Origin of the sequence: Pseudomonas donghuensis (genome assembly GCF_000696345.2) — a bacterium.
GTDB lineage: Bacteria > Pseudomonadota > Gammaproteobacteria > Pseudomonadales > Pseudomonadaceae > Aquipseudomonas > Aquipseudomonas donghuensis.
On record NZ_CP071706.1, the window covers coordinates 3,494,409 to 3,511,516 of the forward strand.

General features: G+C 65.3%; 21 protein-coding genes. 17 read left to right on the top strand and 4 right to left on the bottom strand.

Features of this window, described 5'->3' with window-relative positions; translation table 11 throughout:
* Window positions 1-9: 9 nt before the first annotated feature.
* From BV82_RS16160 to BV82_RS16170, 3 genes are all read right to left on the bottom strand, one after another.
* The gene (locus BV82_RS16160) at window positions 10-639 is read right to left on the bottom strand and encodes a LysE family translocator (protein WP_189638184.1); all 630 of its coding nucleotides are present in this window, start codon (window positions 637-639) and stop codon (window positions 10-12) included.
* A gap of 79 nt (window positions 640-718) precedes the next feature.
* Window positions 719-1,327 carry a 2-hydroxychromene-2-carboxylate isomerase gene (locus BV82_RS16165; protein ID WP_010223848.1) on the bottom strand — a complete coding sequence of 203 codons (609 nt, stop codon included), beginning with the start codon at window positions 1,325-1,327 and terminating at the stop codon, window positions 719-721.
* A 34-nt stretch (window positions 1,328-1,361) separates the two neighbouring features.
* Window positions 1,362-2,093 (bottom strand): SDR family oxidoreductase, encoded by a 732-nt coding sequence (locus BV82_RS16170; RefSeq protein ID WP_010223850.1) that lies wholly within the window; start codon window positions 2,091-2,093, stop codon window positions 1,362-1,364.
* A gap of 91 nt (window positions 2,094-2,184) precedes the next feature.
* On the opposite strand from BV82_RS16170, the gene BV82_RS16175 reads away from it, so the two are divergent.
* Both BV82_RS16175 and BV82_RS16180 read left to right on the top strand, forming a co-directional pair.
* Window positions 2,185-2,739 (top strand): TetR/AcrR family transcriptional regulator, encoded by a 555-nt coding sequence (locus BV82_RS16175; RefSeq protein ID WP_010223851.1) that lies wholly within the window; start codon window positions 2,185-2,187, stop codon window positions 2,737-2,739.
* A complete protein-coding gene (locus tag BV82_RS16180; protein ID WP_010223852.1) occupies window positions 2,726-3,322 on the top strand; it encodes an eCIS core domain-containing protein in 597 nt (198 codons plus the stop codon). Before BV82_RS16175 ends, BV82_RS16180 begins: the two co-directional genes overlap by 14 nt.
* Before the next feature lies 1 nt (window position 3,323).
* Here BV82_RS16180 and BV82_RS16185 read toward each other — a convergent pair whose 3' ends face one another.
* On the bottom strand, window positions 3,324-3,920 hold the full coding sequence (locus BV82_RS16185) for a TetR/AcrR family transcriptional regulator (protein WP_036994818.1): 597 nt from the start codon (window positions 3,918-3,920) through the stop codon (window positions 3,324-3,326).
* A gap of 110 nt (window positions 3,921-4,030) precedes the next feature.
* On the opposite strand from BV82_RS16185, the gene BV82_RS16190 reads away from it, so the two are divergent.
* The 15 genes from BV82_RS16190 to BV82_RS16260 all read left to right on the top strand — a co-directional run bounded on the left by BV82_RS16190 (window position 4,031) and on the right by BV82_RS16260 (window position 17,063).
* Window positions 4,031-5,086 carry a sugar phosphate isomerase/epimerase family protein gene (locus tag BV82_RS16190; RefSeq protein ID WP_010223854.1) on the top strand — a complete coding sequence of 352 codons (1,056 nt, stop codon included), beginning with the start codon at window positions 4,031-4,033 and terminating at the stop codon, window positions 5,084-5,086.
* 29 nt (window positions 5,087-5,115) lie between these two features.
* Window positions 5,116-5,982: an alpha/beta fold hydrolase gene (locus BV82_RS16195; RefSeq protein WP_036994817.1), complete on the top strand. Its 867-nt coding sequence runs from the start codon at window positions 5,116-5,118 to the stop codon at window positions 5,980-5,982.
* 91 nt (window positions 5,983-6,073) lie between these two features.
* Window positions 6,074-7,120, top strand: a complete 1,047-nt coding sequence (locus BV82_RS16200; protein ID WP_010223856.1) for a class I SAM-dependent methyltransferase — start codon at window positions 6,074-6,076, stop codon at window positions 7,118-7,120.
* 207 nt (window positions 7,121-7,327) lie between these two features.
* Window positions 7,328-7,918 (top strand): amino acid synthesis family protein, encoded by a 591-nt coding sequence (locus tag BV82_RS16205; RefSeq protein ID WP_010223857.1) that lies wholly within the window; start codon window positions 7,328-7,330, stop codon window positions 7,916-7,918.
* A gap of 26 nt (window positions 7,919-7,944) precedes the next feature.
* Window positions 7,945-8,778 (top strand): alpha/beta fold hydrolase, encoded by an 834-nt coding sequence (locus BV82_RS16210; protein WP_036994816.1) that lies wholly within the window; start codon window positions 7,945-7,947, stop codon window positions 8,776-8,778.
* Window positions 8,775-10,256, top strand: coding sequence for an aldehyde dehydrogenase (locus BV82_RS16215; RefSeq protein ID WP_036994814.1), 1,482 nt, complete (start codon window positions 8,775-8,777; stop codon window positions 10,254-10,256). The genes BV82_RS16210 and BV82_RS16215 overlap by 4 nt, the downstream gene beginning before the upstream one ends.
* 12 nt (window positions 10,257-10,268) lie before the next feature.
* On the top strand, window positions 10,269-10,754 hold the full coding sequence (locus BV82_RS16220; RefSeq protein ID WP_036994813.1) for a flavin reductase family protein: 486 nt from the start codon (window positions 10,269-10,271) through the stop codon (window positions 10,752-10,754).
* Between the two features lie 18 nt (window positions 10,755-10,772).
* Window positions 10,773-11,162, top strand: a complete 390-nt coding sequence (locus BV82_RS16225; RefSeq protein WP_036994812.1) for a carboxymuconolactone decarboxylase family protein — start codon at window positions 10,773-10,775, stop codon at window positions 11,160-11,162.
* Between the two features lie 44 nt (window positions 11,163-11,206).
* A complete protein-coding gene (locus BV82_RS16230; protein ID WP_036994810.1) occupies window positions 11,207-11,959 on the top strand; it encodes a GntR family transcriptional regulator in 753 nt (250 codons plus the stop codon).
* A 2-nt stretch (window positions 11,960-11,961) separates the two neighbouring features.
* Window positions 11,962-12,525 (top strand): NUDIX hydrolase, encoded by a 564-nt coding sequence (locus BV82_RS16235; protein ID WP_010223868.1) that lies wholly within the window; start codon window positions 11,962-11,964, stop codon window positions 12,523-12,525.
* Between the two features lie 93 nt (window positions 12,526-12,618).
* Window positions 12,619-13,290 (top strand): GntR family transcriptional regulator, encoded by a 672-nt coding sequence (locus tag BV82_RS16240; protein WP_010223870.1) that lies wholly within the window; start codon window positions 12,619-12,621, stop codon window positions 13,288-13,290.
* A gap of 246 nt (window positions 13,291-13,536) precedes the next feature.
* Complete coding sequence (locus BV82_RS16245) at window positions 13,537-14,469, top strand: 4-hydroxyproline epimerase (RefSeq protein WP_010223871.1); 933 nt, start codon at window positions 13,537-13,539, stop codon at window positions 14,467-14,469.
* On the top strand, window positions 14,466-15,581 hold the full coding sequence (locus BV82_RS16250; RefSeq protein ID WP_036994808.1) for an NAD(P)/FAD-dependent oxidoreductase: 1,116 nt from the start codon (window positions 14,466-14,468) through the stop codon (window positions 15,579-15,581). The genes BV82_RS16245 and BV82_RS16250 overlap by 4 nt, the downstream gene beginning before the upstream one ends.
* Complete coding sequence (locus BV82_RS16255) at window positions 15,574-15,810, top strand: (2Fe-2S)-binding protein (protein ID WP_010223875.1); 237 nt, start codon at window positions 15,574-15,576, stop codon at window positions 15,808-15,810. The genes BV82_RS16250 and BV82_RS16255 overlap by 8 nt, the downstream gene beginning before the upstream one ends.
* Window positions 15,807-17,063, top strand: a complete 1,257-nt coding sequence (locus BV82_RS16260; protein ID WP_215444967.1) for an NAD(P)/FAD-dependent oxidoreductase — start codon at window positions 15,807-15,809, stop codon at window positions 17,061-17,063. Before BV82_RS16255 ends, BV82_RS16260 begins: the two co-directional genes overlap by 4 nt.
* Window positions 17,064-17,108: the final 45 nt, after the last annotated feature.

Consider the following 17,108-nt stretch of genomic DNA (forward strand, 5'->3'; position numbering starts at 1 on the left):
GCACTCATGTCAGGAAAAGCTCGATTCTACAAACAGCAAGGGGTACAGGGATATCACCAGCAGCGCCGCCATCAACAGATTGAACAGCATCAGCCAGCGCGGGTTCTGCAGCACCGTGCGCAAGGCGCTGCCGAACATCACCCAGACGCACACGCTGGGCAGGTTGACCAGGGCGAACACGCTGGCAATGACGATGACGTTGGTGACGTAACCCTGAGCCGGGGTGTAGGTGGTAATCGCACCCACCGCCATGACCCAGGCTTTCGGGTTGACCCACTGAAATGCCGCCGCGCCCCAAAAGCCCAAGGGCTTGCGGCTCTCGGGATTGCTGACCGACAGCGGCCCGGAGGTGGCGATCTTGTACGCCAGGTACAGCAGGTAGGCGGCGCCGACATAACGCAGCACGGTATAGATCGGCGGATAGGCCTTGAACACTTCGCCCAGGCCAAAGCCCACCGCCAGCACCATGACCATGAAGCCCACGCTGATGCCCAGCGCATGGGGAATCGAACGGCGCACGCCGAAGTTCACCCCGGAGGCCAGCAACATGGTGTTGTTGGGCCCCGGGGTGATCGAGGAGACGAAGGCGAACAACACGAAGGCAGTGATCAGGTCCAGTGAACCGAGCATGGCAGGCATCCAGTTTTTTTATTGGGCTGCACTGACACTAACGGAGTCCCGATCCGGACCGACCATACAGTTGCTGAAAATAACGCCGCTACACTTGACTGTCCTGCTCCGCCAGCGCCTCGACGACGAACTCCAGGCGGTCCTGGCCAAAGAACATCTGCTCGCCGACAAAACAGGTGGGCGCGCCAAACACGCCACGGCGCACGGCTTCCTCGGTCGCATCCTTGAGCGCAGCCTTGACCTCGGGCGCGGCTGTCCAGGCCTGGTACTGCTCGGGGTCGAAACCGGCTTCTTGCAACACACCCGTCAGGACCTGCAGGTCGCCAAGATTACGCTGGCGAACCCACAGGGCCTCGAACATCGCGCTCAGGTAGGCCTGGAAACGCTCTGGCTGGTAGCGCTGCACGGCAACGGTAGCGCGCATCAGGCCCAGGGTATTGATCGGAAAGCCCGGTGGGAACGCCAGCGTCACGCCATAGCGTTTGGCATAGCGCTGAAAGTCGACGAACACATGCCGGGCCTTGGCCGGCACCATCACCGGCGAGGCATTGCCGGTGGCCTGGAACACCCCGCCCAGCAGCATCGGCCGGTATAGCAGTTGCGCATCGTGTTCGGCGCACAGTTTCGGTAACTGGGTCCAGGCCAGGTAGCTGGCCGGGCTGCCCAGGTCAAAGAAGAATTCGACGGTCTTGCTCATCTGCAGCGGTTCCTTTCTTGTTGTGGTGAGGGGCTTACCAACGTTCCATCCACGGCCGCAGGTCGAGCTCGAAGGTCCAGGCATCGCGAGGCTGGCTGTGCAGGAACCAGTAGCTGTCGGCGATGTGTTGCGGGTCGAGAATGCCGTCCTGGTCCTTGAGCGCATAACGCTCGGGGAAGCTGTCGCGGATGAACGCGGTGTCGATGGCGCCGTCCACCACCACATGGGCGACATGGATATTGCGCGGCCCAAGCTCGCGGGCCATGCTCTGGGCCAGAGCGCGAATACCGTGCTTGGCACCGGCAAAGGCGGCAAAACCCGCAGCGCCGCGCAAACCAGCGGTGGCGCCGGTAAACAGGATAGTCCCGCGCTCGCGGGTGACCATGCGCCGCGCGACCGCCTGAGCGGTCAAAAAGCCGGCGAAACAGGCCATTTCCCAGATCTTGAAGTACTTGCGCGCGGTCTCCTCCAGAATGCTGCAGGGCACGTTGGCGCCGATATTGAAGACAAAGGCTTCGATCGGGCCAAGGCTGCTTTCGATCTCCTCGACCAGCGCCGCGACCTCCTCTTCCTTGCGCGCATCCGAGGCAAAACCGTGGGCTTCGCCACCGGCGGCGCGGATCTCGTCCACCAGCGGCTGCAGCTTGTCGGCGCTGCGCCGGGTCACGCAGGCGACATAACCCTCGCGGGCAAAACGCCTGGCAATCGCGCCGCCGGTTGCATCGCCGGCCCCTACCACCAGTACCACCTTCTTGCCTTGGGTCATCTGTCGCCTCCATTAGTAAACGATCATTTAGTAAACGAACGCTATGCTATGATCCAGGCTTCGTCAAGCCAGCCCAGCGGAGATTGTCGGCGTGCGCTACTCCACCACCCACAAGGAACAAACCCGGCAAAAATTGCTGGAAAGCAGCGGCGCCCTGGCCAAGCGCGGGGGCTTCGGCAGCACCGGCGTGGCCGGGCTGATGAAGGCCATCGGCCTGACCGGCGGCGCCTTCTACAACCACTTCCCGTCCAAGGACGACCTGTTCAGCGAAGTGGTGCGTCGCGAACTGTCGCAGAGCCCCATCGCCCAGCAACCGATAAACCGCGCCCGGCTGGAGCGCTGCCTGGAGCAGTACCTGAGCATGGCCCATTTGCACAATGTCGAAGGCGGATGCGCGATTCCGGCCCTGGGCGCGGAGATCGCCCGCGCCGAGTTACCGGTGCGCGCCGAAGCCGAACACTGGCTGTGCCATCTGCAGCACGCCTGGGCGCAGACCCTGAAAGACCCGGCCCTGGCCTGGGCGCTGCTCAGCCAGTGCGTGGGCGCGCTGGTGATTGCGCGCATGCTGGCCAGCGAGCCGATTCAGCAAGACGTGCTCAAGGCCTCCCGCGACTTTATTGCCGGGGCTTTGCATGAAGCCTCTTGAGTCGCTACTGCTGAGCCTTGCCCTGAGCGCCCCCCTGACCGCCCTCGCCGCCTGCCCGGCCGGCCAGTATGAAATCTGTCTGGGCAGTTGCATCTGCTCGCCCATCGACCTCGGCCAGGCCGGCACCGTGCTCGACGACCTCGGGCGCATGGCCAGCAGCTCCCTGGCCATGGCCTTGCAACAGGCACGCGACACCGCCGCGGCCGGCACGGTGCTGCCGATCCCGTTGCACATCCGTGCCCAGCTCGAGCCGTTCTATGACTTCCAGGTGCTCGATGCCGCGCGCTACAAGGTTGGCGACCAAGAGGCGCTGGACAGCGCCAATGCCCTGCTGCAGAACCCCGATGTCAACGCCGTGACCCTGATCGACATCATCGTCTTTCGCAACGAAGCCGACGCCCAGGACAACGTCGCGCTCTGGGCCCACGAACTGCACCATGTGCAGCAGTACCAGCAATGGGGAGTGGCGGAATTCGCCCGGCGCTACTCGCGCGACTTCGACGCCGTCGAAACGCCGGCCTACGAAATCCAGGCAAAGGTCAGCAAGGCCCTGCGTGAGCGGGCCTCGGGCCAGGCGCGCTGAATCAGGCCTGGGCCGCGCGCAGTGCGCTTAGTGCCGGTTTGATCATCGCCTGCAGGCGCGCCGTGGCAATGCCGTCGCGGGCCTGGATGGCAATGCCGTGCAGCAAGGTAGCGAACAGATCGCCCAGTGCCTGCGGATCGGCATCGGCCTTGAGCTCGCCACGGCCATGGGCCTGCTGCAGCAAGTCGATGATCGACTGGGTGCGCTGGCGGCGCAGCTCGCTCATCCAGTCGAGCACGCCGGTGATATCCGGCCCGCCGCTGGCGGTCGATGACACCGCCAGGCAGCCACGCGGGCCGTCCGCCGCCGTGTAGGTGGCGATGGCATCGAGGAGGATCTGCTCCAGCGCCTGGCACACCGGCAGGCCACGGTTGATGACCCGCTCGGCAAAGCCGCCCTGCTCGGCCAGGTACAGCGCCACCACTTCGCGAAACAGCTGCTCCTTGCTGCCAAAGGCGGCGTAGATGCGCGCCGAGGCAATGCCCAGGGCACTGACCAGCAAGGCCATCGAAGTGCCTTCATAGCCGTATCGCCAGAAGGTCGCCAGGGCCTTGTGCAAGGCCTGGTCGCGATCGAATTCCCGGGGACGTCCGGCCATGGGTTGTGTGTCCATCAAATCAGGTGTGGCGGATTCTACCCTGCAAAACAGTTGACGCAAGCCTGTTGCCGACCTATTGTTTGTCGATCGACAAACAATAGGAAGTCACCATGCGTACCCTTAAAGGACCCAGCCTGCACCTGGCCCAGTTCAGCGCTGAGCAAGCCCCCTTCAACAGCCTCCCCGAGATCGCCCGCTGGGCTGCCGGCCATGGATTCAAGGCCTTGCAGGTGCCGGCCTGGGACCGGCGCCTGTTTGACCTGGAACGTGCCGCCGAAAGCCAGACCTACTGCGATGAGCTGCGCGGCATGCTTGCCGACCACGGCCTGCAGATCAGCGAACTGAGCACCCACCTGCTCGGCCAGTTGGTCGCGGTACACCCGGCGTACGACGCCCTGTGCGACAACTTCGCCCCGCCGGCCCTGCACGGCAAACCCCAGGCGCGCACGGCCTGGGCGCTGGAACAATTGCACCTGGCAATCAAGGCCTCGCAACGCCTGGGCCTGACCGACATGGGCACGTTCTCCGGCTCGCTGGCCTGGCCTTACCTGTTCCCCTTCCCGCAGCGCCCGGCGGGCCTGATCGAGGCGGCGTTTGCAGAGCTGGCGCGGCGCTGGCGGCCAATCCTCGATGCCTGCGAAGACCACGGCATCAACCTCTGCTACGAAATCCACCCCAGCGAAGACCTGCACGACGGCAGCAGCTTCGAACGCTTCCTCGACCTGGTGGACCAACACCCGCGCTGCAACCTGCTGTTCGACCCCAGCCATTTCGTCCTGCAGCAATTGAACTACCTGGACTACCTGGACATTTACCACGCGCGCATCCGCATGTTTCACGTCAAGGATGCCGAGTTCAACCCAACGGGCCGCCAGGGCACCTACGGCGGTTACTGCGACTGGACCGAGCGGGCCGGGCGTTTCCGTTCCCTGGGCGACGGCCAGGTCGATTTCAAGGCGATCTTCTCCAAGCTGGCGCAATACGACTTCCCCGGCTGGGCCACCCTGGAATGGGAGTGCTGCCTCAAGGATCAGGAAGACGGCGCCCGCGAAGGCGCAGCATTCATCCGTGAGCACATCATCCAGGTCACCACTCGCACCTTCGACGACTTTGCCGGCGCGCCGGTCGACCCGCAACAGATCCAGACCCTGCTGGGCCTGGCTTGAATCCCTCTCTTTCACATGGAGTGCAACAGATGTCAGTAACCCCCGAAGCCGACTTCGAACATCGCTATTTGATCCTGGAACCCGGCCGCCGCCTGCATTGCGTGCAATTGGGCCGCGGCCAGCCCGTGCTGCTGATCCCGGGTTGGCCGCAGACCTGGTACACCTGGCGGCATGTGATGAAAGCCCTGGCCCGCCAGGGTTACCAGGCCATCGCCGTCGACCTGCCGGGCACCGGCCTGTCCGACCCGGCCGCCGAAGGCCACGACACCGGCAACATTGCCGCGCTGTTGCACCGGGCCATGGGCCAACTGGGGCATCAGCGTTACCGGCTGGCGGGCCATGATGTCGGCATGTGGGTTGGCTACGCGCTGGCCAGCGACTACCCCGACGCCGTCAGCCAGTTGGTGCTCAGCGAAGCGGTGATTCCAGGCCTGGCCGAGGCGCCGCCAATCTTTGTCAGTGCCGAGCAGAACATCTTCATCTGGCACTTCCTGTTCAACCAGCTGCAGGACTTGCCCGAAGCCTTGATCAGTGGCCGCGAGGACCGCTACCTGACGTTCATGTTCGAGCGCTGGGCGCACCATGTCGACCGCGTTGCAGTTGATACCTACATCAAGGCCTACAGCAAGCCCGGCGGTCTCAGTGGCGGGCTGGCCTACTACCGCTCGATCAGCCAGACCATCGCCCAGAACCAGCAGCGCGCGGGCAAACGCCTGGGCATGCCGGTGCTGGCCATCGGCGCCGAGCATGCTACTGGCGAGGTGCCGTTGCAGACCCTGCAGGCCCATGCCGACAACCTGCGTGGCAGCGTCATCGCCGACTGCGGGCACTTCGTCATGGAAGAAGCGGACGAAGCGTTCAGCGCACAAGTGCTGGCGTTCTTCGAAGCGAACTAGACTTAAAAGTTGCCCCCGCAACATATTGGCCCGAGGTTGCCGGCCCCGCTGGCAACCCCGTTGACGTTGGACTTCTGCAGGAGAACACGCAATGGACGAAGCCAGACTCAATGACTTCATGGGCAAGCTGGTCACCGACATGGGTGCCGCCGCCATGCTTGCCAACCTGATCCTCGGTGATGAGCTCGGTTTGTACCGGGCCATGGCCGACAGCCAATTCATCACACCCGAACAACTGGCCGACAAAACCGGTTGCAATGCCCGCCTGCTACGCGAATGGCTGAGCGCCCAGGCGGCCTCCGGATACATGGAACACAGCGATGGGCGCTTTCGCCTGCCGGAAGAACAGGCCATGGCCCTGGCCATTGAAGATTCACCGGTGTACGCGGCTGGCGGCGCCTCGGTGATCGCCGCACTGTTTCATGACAAAGACAAACTGGTCGCCGCGATGCGCGGCGATGGCGCCCTGGCCTGGGGCGATCATCACCCGTGCATGTTCAGCGGTACCGAGCGCTTCTTCCGCCCCGGCTACCGTGCTCACCTGGTGGCCGAATGGCTGCCGAGCCTGACCGGGGTAATCGACAAGCTGCAGGCCGGGGCCAAGGTCGCCGATGTCGGCTGCGGCCATGGCGCCTCGACAGTAATCATGGCCCAGGCGTTCCCGGCCTCGCGTTTCAGCGGCTTTGACTACCACGGCCCGTCCATCACTATCGCCAACCAACGTGCTGCCGAAGGGGGGGTGGCCGAGCGCGCCGAGTTCGTCCAGGCCAGCGCCAAGAACTTCCCCGGCAACGACTACGACCTGATCTGCTACTTCGACTGCCTGCACGACATGGGCGACCCGGTCGGCGCTGCCCGCCATGCCTATGAGTCGCTCAAAGCCGATGGCACGGTACTTTTGGTCGAGCCGTATGCCAACGACACCCTGGATGAAAACAGCACGCCGGTCGGGCGACTGTTCTATGCCGCCTCGACCTTTATCTGTACGCCGAACTCGCTGTCCCAGGAAGTCGGCCTCGGGCTTGGCGCCCAGGCGGGGGAAGCGAGGCTGCGGGCAGTGTTTGAAGAGGCTGGGTTCAAGCGCTTTCGCCGGGCCACCGAAACACCGTTCAACCTGATCCTCGAAGCCCGCAAGTAGTCCCCCTATCGCGGGTCAAGTCGAGTCGTCGCACCGGCGCCCCTACAAGGTTATCTGAACCTCTGTGGGAGCGGCGGTGTGACCCGCGATGCTGTACATCCCCACCCGTCCCCCCTAGCAGAGAAATTTGCCGGAAGCACTTGCATGGTAAATATTATGGTATACCATCAGACAACAAGACCAAACCACCCTGCACGGGAGCAGCCCATGAGTTTCGAAATCCGCAAGATCGTCACCTACAGCGAACAGACCCTGATTGAAGGCGGCAAGGCCAGCGACAAACCGGTGACCATGGTCGGCCTGGCTGTGGTGATCAAGAACCCCTGGCTGGGTCGCGGTTTTGTCGAAGACTTGAAACCCGAAATCCGCGCCAACTGCTCGGACCTCGGCGCCCAGATGGTCGAGCGCTTGTGCGCGGCCATCGGCGGTGCCGACAAGATCGAGGCGTACGGCAAAGCGGCCGTGGTCGGCGCCGATGGCGAGATCGAACACGCCTCGGCGGTGATCCACACCCTGCGTTTTGGCAACCACTACCGCGAAGCGGTCAAGGCCAAGAGTTACCTGAGCTTCACCAACAAGCGCGGCGGCCCGGGCACTTCGATCCAGATCCCGATGATGCACAAGGACGACGAAGGCCTGCGTTCGCACTACATCACCCTGGAAATGCAGATCGAAGACGCCCCGCGCGCCGACGAGATCGTCGTGGTGCTCGGTTGCGCCGACGGTGGCCGCCTGCACCCGCGCATCGGCAACCGCTACATCGACCTGGAAGAGCTGGCCGCTGAAAAAGCGCAATAACAATAATGACGCCCTAGGAGCGACCGATGATTCAGCCTGCTGCTGAACGCACCCCGGCCGGCACCAGTTACCTGGCGACCGGCCAAGGCCAACCCGTGGTCCTGATCCACGGCGTGGGCCTGAACAAAGAAATGTGGGGCGGGCAGATCGTTGGCCTGGCCAGCGACTACCGGGTAATCGCCTACGACATGCTTGGCCATGGCCACAGCCCGCGCCCGGCCGCAGGCACCGGCCTGCCCGGCTATGCCGCGCAACTGGCCGAGCTGCTCGAGCACCTGCAAGTACCTCAGGCGACCATCATCGGCTTCTCCATGGGCGGCCTGGTGGCCCGCGCCTTCGCCCTGTATTACCCACAGCGCCTGGCCGCGTTGGTGGTGCTCAACAGCGTGTTCAACCGCAGCGCCGAACAGCGCGCCGGGGTGATCGCACGCACTGCCCAGGCGGCCGAACACGGCCCCGACGCCAATGCCGAAGCAGCCCTGGCACGCTGGTTCAGCCGCGAATACCAGGCGGCCAACCCAGCGCAGATCGCCGCTATTCGCCAGACCCTGGCCAGCAACGATCCGCAGGGTTACCTGACCACCTATGAACTGTTTGCCACCCAGGACATGTACCGCGCCGATGACCTGGCCAGCATCCAGGTGCCGACCCTGATCGCCACCGGCGAATGGGACCTGGGCTCGACCCCGGACATGACCGAGCAACTGGCCCGGCGCATTCCCGGTGCCCGGAGCATGGTGCTGGCCGAGCAACGGCATATGATGCCGGTAGAGTCGCCGCGCCTGGTCAACCAGATGCTCCTGGACTTTCTCGGGCACGCCCGAACCCTCTCCGATTCAGCCAAGGGGATCGTTGCATGACACTTGTACCTTTCCAGATGTGCATCGACGGCCAGTGGCGCGATGCGCTCAGCGGCAAGACCTTCGCCAGCCTCGACCCGTCCACCGCGCAAGCCTGGGCGCAACTGCCCGATGCCGCTGAAGCCGATGTCGAGCTGGCGGTACAGGCCGCGCAAAAAGCCTTCGAAAGCCCCGCCTGGCGCGGCATCACCGCCACTGCCCGGGGCAAGCTGTTGCGCCGCCTGGGCGACCTGATCAGCGACAACAAGGAACGCCTGGCCCAGCTGGAAAGCCATGACAACGGCAAGCTGATCCGCGAGACCCGCGGCCAGGTCGGCTACCTGCCGGAGTTCTTCCACTACACCGCAGGCCTTGCCGACAAGCTCGAAGGCGGCACCCTGCCGCTGGACAAGCCCGACCTGTTTGCCTACACCGTGCACGAACCGATCGGTGTGGTGGCAGCGATCATCCCCTGGAACAGCCCGCTGTACCTGACCGCGATCAAGCTCGCACCGGCCCTGGCGGCTGGCAATACCATTGTCATCAAGCCGTCCGAACACGCCTCGGCGACCATCCTCGAACTGGCGCGCCTGGCCCTTGAGGCCGGCTTCCCGCCGGGGGTGGTCAACGTTGTCACCGGCTACGGCCCGAGCACCGGCGCGGCCCTCACCCGCCACCCGCTGGTGCGCAAGATCGCCTTCACCGGCGGCGCCGCCACCGCCCGCCATGTGGTGCGCAGCAGCGCCGAGAACTTCGCCAAGCTGTCGCTGGAGCTGGGCGGCAAGTCGCCGAACATCATCTTCGCCGACGCCGACCTGGACAGCGCGGTCAATGGTGCGGTAGCCGGTATCTACGCCGCCTCCGGGCAGAGCTGCGTAGCCGGCTCGCGCCTGCTGGTGCAGGAGGAGATCTTCGATGAATTCGTCGAGCGCCTGATCGAACGGGCCAAACGCATCAAGATCGGCAACCCGCAGGATGAAAACAGCGAAATGGGCCCGATGGCCACCGCCCAGCAACTGGCCGTGGTCGAAAACCTGGTCGCCGCGGCCAAGGCCGAAGGCGCCACCCTGCGCCTGGGCGGCCAGCGTGCCGAGGTCGAAGGCAACGGCTGGTACTACCAGCCGACCCTGTTCGAATGCGACAGCCATTCGTTGAAGATCATGCAGGAAGAAGTCTTTGGCCCGGTGGCGGCGGTGATCCGCTTCAAGACCGAAGCCCAGGCCCTGGCCATGGCCAACGACTCGCAGTTCGGCCTCGCTGCCGGTATCTGGACCCGCGACCTGGGCCGCGCCCATCGCCTGGCCCGAGACGTGCGGTCGGGGATCATCTGGGTCAATACCTACCGCGCAGTGTCGGCCATGGCGCCGATCGGCGGCTTCAAGAACAGCGGCTACGGCCGTGAAAGCGGCATCGATTCGGTGCTGGCGTATACCGAGCTGAAAACGGTGTGGATCAACCTCTCCACCGCGCCCATGCCCGACCCCTTTGTCATGCGTTAGGAGCGCCAGTCCATGATCGAACCCGGCATTTACAAAGACGTGATGGGCTCCTTTCCCTCCGGCGTCACCGTGGTCACCACCCTGGACGCCGACGGCGGCATCGTCGGCATCACCGCCAGCGCCTTCAGCGCGCTGTCGATCGACCCGGCGCTGGTGCTGTTCTGCCCTAATTACGCCTCCGACACCTACCCGATCCTGCGTGACAGCAAGCAGTTCGCCATTCACCTGCTGGCCGCCGGGCAAACCGCCGAAGCCTATGCTTTCGCCGGCAAGGGCAAAGACAAGGCCAAGGGCATCGACTGGCACCTGAGCGCGCTGGGCAACCCGTTGCTGACCAATGCCACGGCGATCATCGAGTGCGAACTGTGGCGCGAGTACGACGGCGGCGACCACGCCATCATCGTCGGCGCGGTCCAGCACCTGATCCTGCCCGAGCAACCGGCAACGCCGATGATCTACCACAAAGGCAAGCTCGGCGCCCTGCCGCCACTGGCCTGATTGATTGGGAGCGCAGCGATGAACAACGAGAAGTACCAAAAAGGCCTGCAGATCCGCACCCAGGTGCTGGGCCAGGACTACGTCAACAAGTCGATCGAGAACGCCGACGACTTCAACCGGCCCTTGCAAGAGCTGGTCACCGAATACTGTTGGGGGCATGTCTGGGGTCGCGACGGTTTGTCGCTCAAGGAGCGCAGCATGATCAACCTGGCGATGATTTCCGCGCTCAACCGCCCACACGAACTCAAGCTGCATATACGCGGTGCCTTGCGTAACGGTCTGAGTCGTGAGCAAATACGCGAAATCCTGCTTCAAGTCGGTATCTATTGCGGTGTGCCCGCAGCCGTGGACAGTTTCCGGCTGGCCCGCGAAGCCTTCGCCGAGGCCGACTCGGAGCCCACCCGATAACGACGGGCTGTTCAACTGCGACAGCCCTCTGCAGAGCACCGATGATGAAACGCCAGCCCCTCGACGACAGCTTCAAGGTCAACCGCAACCCCGTCACCCTGCGTGAAATCGTCCTCGACAAACTGCGCGGGGCGATCATGAGCTTCCAGTTGCTGCCGGGCGACCGCCTGGTCGAGCGCGACCTCTGTGACCGCCTCGGCGTCAGCCGTACATCGGTGCGTGAAGCGCTGCGCCACCTGGAGTCCGAAGGCCTGGTGGAGTTCGCCGACGCCAAGGGCCCACGGGTAGCCATCATCACCCTCGAAGACGCTCGCGACATCTATGAGCTGCGCTGCGTGCTCGAAGGCCTGATCGTTCAGTTGTTCACCCTGAACGCCAAGGCCAAGGACATCCGCGCCCTGGAAAAGGCCCTGGAAGTCAACCGCAAGTCCCTGCAGGAAGGTGAGCTGCAACAGGTGATCGATTCGGTGCAGGGCTTCTACGACGTGCTGCTCGAAGGCTCGGGCAACCACGTTGCCGCCACCCAACTGCGCCAGTTGCAGGCACGCATCAGCTACCTGCGAGCGACCTCGGTGTCCCAGGAAAACCGCCGCGGCGCCAGCAACCAGGAAATGGAAAAGATCGTCGAGGCGATCAAGAGCGGCGACCCGCTGGCCGCCCACCAGGCCTCGGTCGATCACGTGCGCGCCGCCGCCAAGGTGGCGCTGGACTACCTGCGCTTGAAACAGAACGACAACAGCAAGGTGCGCGACATCGCCGCGCCCATTGCCCTCAAAGAACCCCGTATAGGCCGCTGACCATGCCCGCCGTCCCGCGTTACTGCCCGCATTGCACTGCCGAGCTGCACCAGGGACGGCCCAGCGGCGATACCCACGAGCGCTTGCTGTGCAGCGCCTGTGGCTATGTTCACTATGTGAACCCGAAGATCATCGCCGGCTGCATCATCGAGCAGGACGGCAAGTACCTGCTGTGCCAACGGGCGATCCCGCCGCGCCCGGGCACCTGGACGTTGCCGGCAGGCTTCATGGAAAGCTGTGAGACCACCGAGCAGGCGGCACTGCGCGAGCTCTGGGAAGAAAGCGGCGTACGCGGCGAGATCATCTCGCCCTACTCGATCTTCAGCGTGCCGACCATCAGCGAGGTGTACATCATCTTTCGCGCCATCGCCCTGGAGATCACCGGCCAGTACGGCCCGGAGACCCTCGACTACCGTTTCTTCGCCCCTGAAGACATCCCCTGGGACGAGATCTACTACCCGGCGATCCGGCAGATTCTCGAACGCTACATCGAGGAGCGCCAGGCCGGGGTATACGGGATCTACATGGGCAATGACGACACCGGCAAGGTGCATTTCATTCGTTAAGCCCGCCGCCAGCGCTGTCCGTCGGGCATGAGTGGCGCCGTACCCGGCTAGTTTCGTATACCATATCCAGAAATAACTTCGGACGACGCCACCGTGACCGTACCCCGCCTCAACGCCCCGGACCTGGGCAACACGCCTTCGACCTCGGAAATCATCACCCGTCACCTGCGCGATGCAATCATTGCCGGGCACTTCGCCGAAGACGAACCGATCCGCCAGGACGATATCGCCCGTCAGTTCAACGTCAGCAAGATCCCGGTGCGCGAAGCGCTCAAGCGCCTGGAGGCCGAAGGGCTGGTGATGTTCCAGCGCAATCGCGGGGCGATGGTCACGCGCATGTCCGAGTCGGAGCTGGCGCAGATGTTCGAAGTGCGCATGCTGCTCGAAGACAAAGCCCTGCGCCTGGCCATCCCGAACATGACCGAAGAAACCTTCGCCCGTGCCGAACGCATCTGCCAGGAGTTCGTCGGCGAGAACGACGTCGGTCGCTGGGCCGAGCTTAACTGGGAGCTGCACGCCTGCCTGTACGAGCCGGCGCAGCGCCCCTTCCTGGTCAACATGATCCGCTCGGTGAACGACAAGCTGGAGCGTTACCTGCGCATGCAGATGAGCCTGTCGGCTGGCAAGGAACGCGCCGACCACGAACACCGCGACATCCTCGACGCCTGCCGGGCCAAGGATGTCGAACTCGCCGTCAGGTTGCTCGACGAACACATCGCCGGCGTCTGCAAGACCCTCTTCGAGCACCTGCCGCCCACCAAATAATGGCAACCTGGTGGACCTGTGGGAGCGGGCTTGCCCCGCGATCGAGCGCGAAGCGGTCGCAATCCAGGCGCCACCTGATGTGCTGGCTGTACTGGCCTCATCGCGGGGCAAGCCCGCTCCTACAGGTCCCACCAGGGTTCCGGCGCTGTGCCGATTTCGTCATCGGCGCGACGTAAAGGCATCAAGCCTGCGCACTGGGGGACAGGCCACTCTGTCGTTCACTTCCCTGAACGGACGCGGCCTTCGATGAAACGCATTACCGTGATCGACTCCCATACCGGCGGCGAACCGACCCGCCTGGTCACCGACGGATTCCCCGACCTTGGCAACGCCAGCATGGCCCAGCGCCGCCAGCGCCTTGCCCAGGAACACGATCAATGGCGCACTGCCTGCATGCTGGAGCCGCGCGGCAGTGATGTACTGGTCGGCGCGCTGCTGTGCGAACCGGTGGACCCGAGCGCCTGCGCCGGGGTGATCTTCTTCAATAACAGCGGTTACCTGGGCATGTGCGGCCACGGCACCATCGGCCTGGTGGTATCGCTGGCGCACCTTGGCCGGATCGGGCCGGGCGTGCACCGCATCGAAACCCCGGTCGGCACCGTTCAGGCGACGCTGCACGAGGACCTCTCGGTCAGCGTGCGCAACGTGCCGGCCTACCGTTACCGCAAGGACCTGGTGCTGGAGGTGCCGGGCCTCGGCCGGGTGGTTGGCGATGTGGCCTGGGGCGGCAACTGGTTCTTCCTGATCGCCGACCACGGCCAGAAGGTCGCTGGCGACAACATCGAAGCACTGACGGCCTACACCTACGCCGTGCAACAGGCGCTGGAGCATCAGGGCATCCGCGGCGAGGACGGTGGCCTGATCGACCATATCGAACTGTTCGCCGACGACCCCGACGCCGACAGCCGCAACTTCGTGCTCTGCCCCGGCAAGGCCTACGACCGCTCGCCCTGCGGCACCGGCACCAGCGCCAAGCTCGCCTGCCTTGCCGCCGACGGCAAGCTGCAGCCAGGTCAGACCTGGCACCAGGCCAGCGTGATCGGCAGCACCTTCGAGGGCTCGTTCGAGGCCGACGGCGAGCGCATCATCCCGACCATTCGCGGCCGCGCGTACATCAGCGCCGAAGCCACGCTCATCCTCGAGGAAGACGACCCGTTCGCCTGGGGCATTCGCCCGTGAGCGGCGCTGCCGTGGCCGATGTGATCGTGATCGGCGCCGGGATCATCGGCGCGGCCTGCGCGCAGTCGCTGGCCGCGCGTGGCTTGCGCGTGCTGGTGCTGGACGCCGGGCTGCATGGCGCCACGGCAGCCGGCATGGGCCACCTGCTGGTGCTCGACGACAACCCCGCAGAGCTGGCACTCAGCCAACATTCGCTGCAACGCTGGCGCGAACTGGCCCCGCAGCTACCCGCGGACTGCGCCTACCGCAGCAACGGCACCCTGTGGCTGGCGGCTAACGCCGAAGAGATGGCCGTGGCCGAGCATAAATTCAACGTCCTGCAAGCACAGGGGGTGACCTGCGAGCTGGTCGCCGGGCACGCCCTGCGCCAGCGCGAACCAGCGCTGCGCGAAGGGCTCGAAGGGGGTCTGCTGATCAACGGCGACGGCATCCTCTACGCGCCGGCCACCGCCCGCTGGATGCTGCAATCGCCACGTATCGAACAGCGCCGGGCGCGGGTCACTGCGCTGCAAGGCAACCGCGTGCGCCTGGATAACGGCCAGTGGCTGAGCGCCGAGGCCGTGGTGCTGGCCAACGGCATCCAGGCCGTTGACCTATGCCCGGAACTGCCGATCGAACCGAAGAAAGGCCACCTGCTGATCACCGACCGCTACCCCGGCACCGTCACCCACACCCTGGTGGAACTGGGCTACGTGACCAGCGCCCACACTGCCAGCGGCCCGTCCACCGCGTGCAATATCCAGCCGCGCCCGACCGGCCAGCTGTTCATCGGCGCTTCGCGCCAGTTCGGCACCACCGACCCGGCCGTGGAAGGCTGGATGCTCGCGCGCATGCTCAAGCGCGCCACTGAGTACATGCCGGACCTGGCGAACCTGAACGGCATCCGCGCCTGGACCGGCTTTCGCGCCGCCAGCCCCGACGGCCTGCCGCTGGTGGGCCGCCATCCGCACCAGGACGGCCTGTGGCTGGCGGTCGGCCACGAAGGGCTGGGGGTCACCACTGCCCCGGCGACCGCCGACCTGCTGAGCGCGCAACTGTTCGACGAAACGCCGCCACTGGCGGCCAGGCCCTACCTGCCAGATCGCTTCCTGGGAGCACTCACCCATGCCTGACCTGACTCTCGATGGCCGCCCTCTGCGCGTGGCCGACGGCACCAGCGTGGCCGCCGCCCTGGCCCTGGGCGGCGATGGCTGCTCGCGCACCTCGGTCAGCGGCCAGCGCCGCGCACCGCTGTGCGGCATGGGCATTTGCCAGGAATGCCGGGTGCGCATCGACGGCCGCCAGCGCCTGGCCTGCCAGACCCTGTGCCGCGACGGCATGCAGGTGGAGACCCGCGCATGAACGAACACACCAACCTGCTGATCATCGGCGCCGGCCCCGCCGGACTGGCCGCGGCACTGGCCGCCGCGCCGCGGGCCACGCGCATCGTGCTGCTCGACGACAACCCGCTGCCGGGCGGGCAGATCTGGCGCGACGGGCCGCAGGCCAAGGTGCCTGCCCAGGCCCGACAACTGCGCGAACAGGTACTCGCCTGTACCAATGTGCAGTACTACAGCGGCACACGGGTGATCGCCCAGCCCGGCCCGGACACCCTGCTGGTGGAAGACCCCGAACGTGGCTGGCAAATCCGCTACGACCGGCTGATCCTCTGTACCGGCGCCCGCGAGCTGCTACTGCCCTTCCCCGGCTGGACGCTCCCTGGCGTGACCGGTGCCGGTGGCTTGCAGGCACTGATCAAGGGCGGGATACCGGTGCACAACCAGCGCATCGTCATCGCCGGCAGCGGCCCCTTGCTGCTGGCCAGCGCCGCCACCGCTAAGGCTAATGGTGCCCGGGTGCTGCGCATCGCCGAACAGGCCTCGGGCGCTGCCGTCGCAGGCTTCGCCGCACAGTTGCCACGCTGGCCGCGCAAGCTGTTGCAATCGATCAGCCTGTTCGACCGCCAGTACCGCACCGCCAGCCATGTACTGGCCGCACTGGGCACCGACCGTCTCGAAGGCGTGCGCCTGAAGCACAAAGGCAAGGTGGTGGAAATGGCGTGCGACCGACTGGCCTGCGGCTTCGGCCTGATCCCCAACATCCAGCTCGCCGAGGCTCTGGGCTGCGCCGTGGAACAGCAGGCCATTGCCGTCGACGCCTGGCAGGCGACCTCGCAACCCGGCATCTATGCCGCGGGCGAATGCACCGGTTTCGGCGGCAGCGAGCGCGCTCTGGTTGAAGGCGCGATTGCCGGCTGTGCAGCCACCGGCAATCGCCAGGCGGCGCAGCAGCTGTGGCGCCGCCGCGCCCGCTGGCACGGTTTTGCCAGCGCGCTGAACAACGCCTTCGACCTGGACCCTGCACTCAAGTCGCTGGCCACTGCCGACACCCTGGTGTGCCGCTGCGAAGACGTCCCCTATGCCGCCCTCGTCGGGCATCGCGACTGGCGCCAGGCCAAGCTTGCCAGCCGTTGCGGCATGGGCGCCTGCCAAGGCCGGGTGTGCGGTGCGGCCACCGCGCACCTGTTCGGCTGGCAACCCTCGGCGCCACGCCCGCCGTTCAGCCCGGCGCGCATCGACACCCTGCTGTGCCTGGAGGAAACCGGCGACGCTTGAGATAAACGCCGGGGGCGCTCTATGATCCCGACGGTCGCCCCCGGA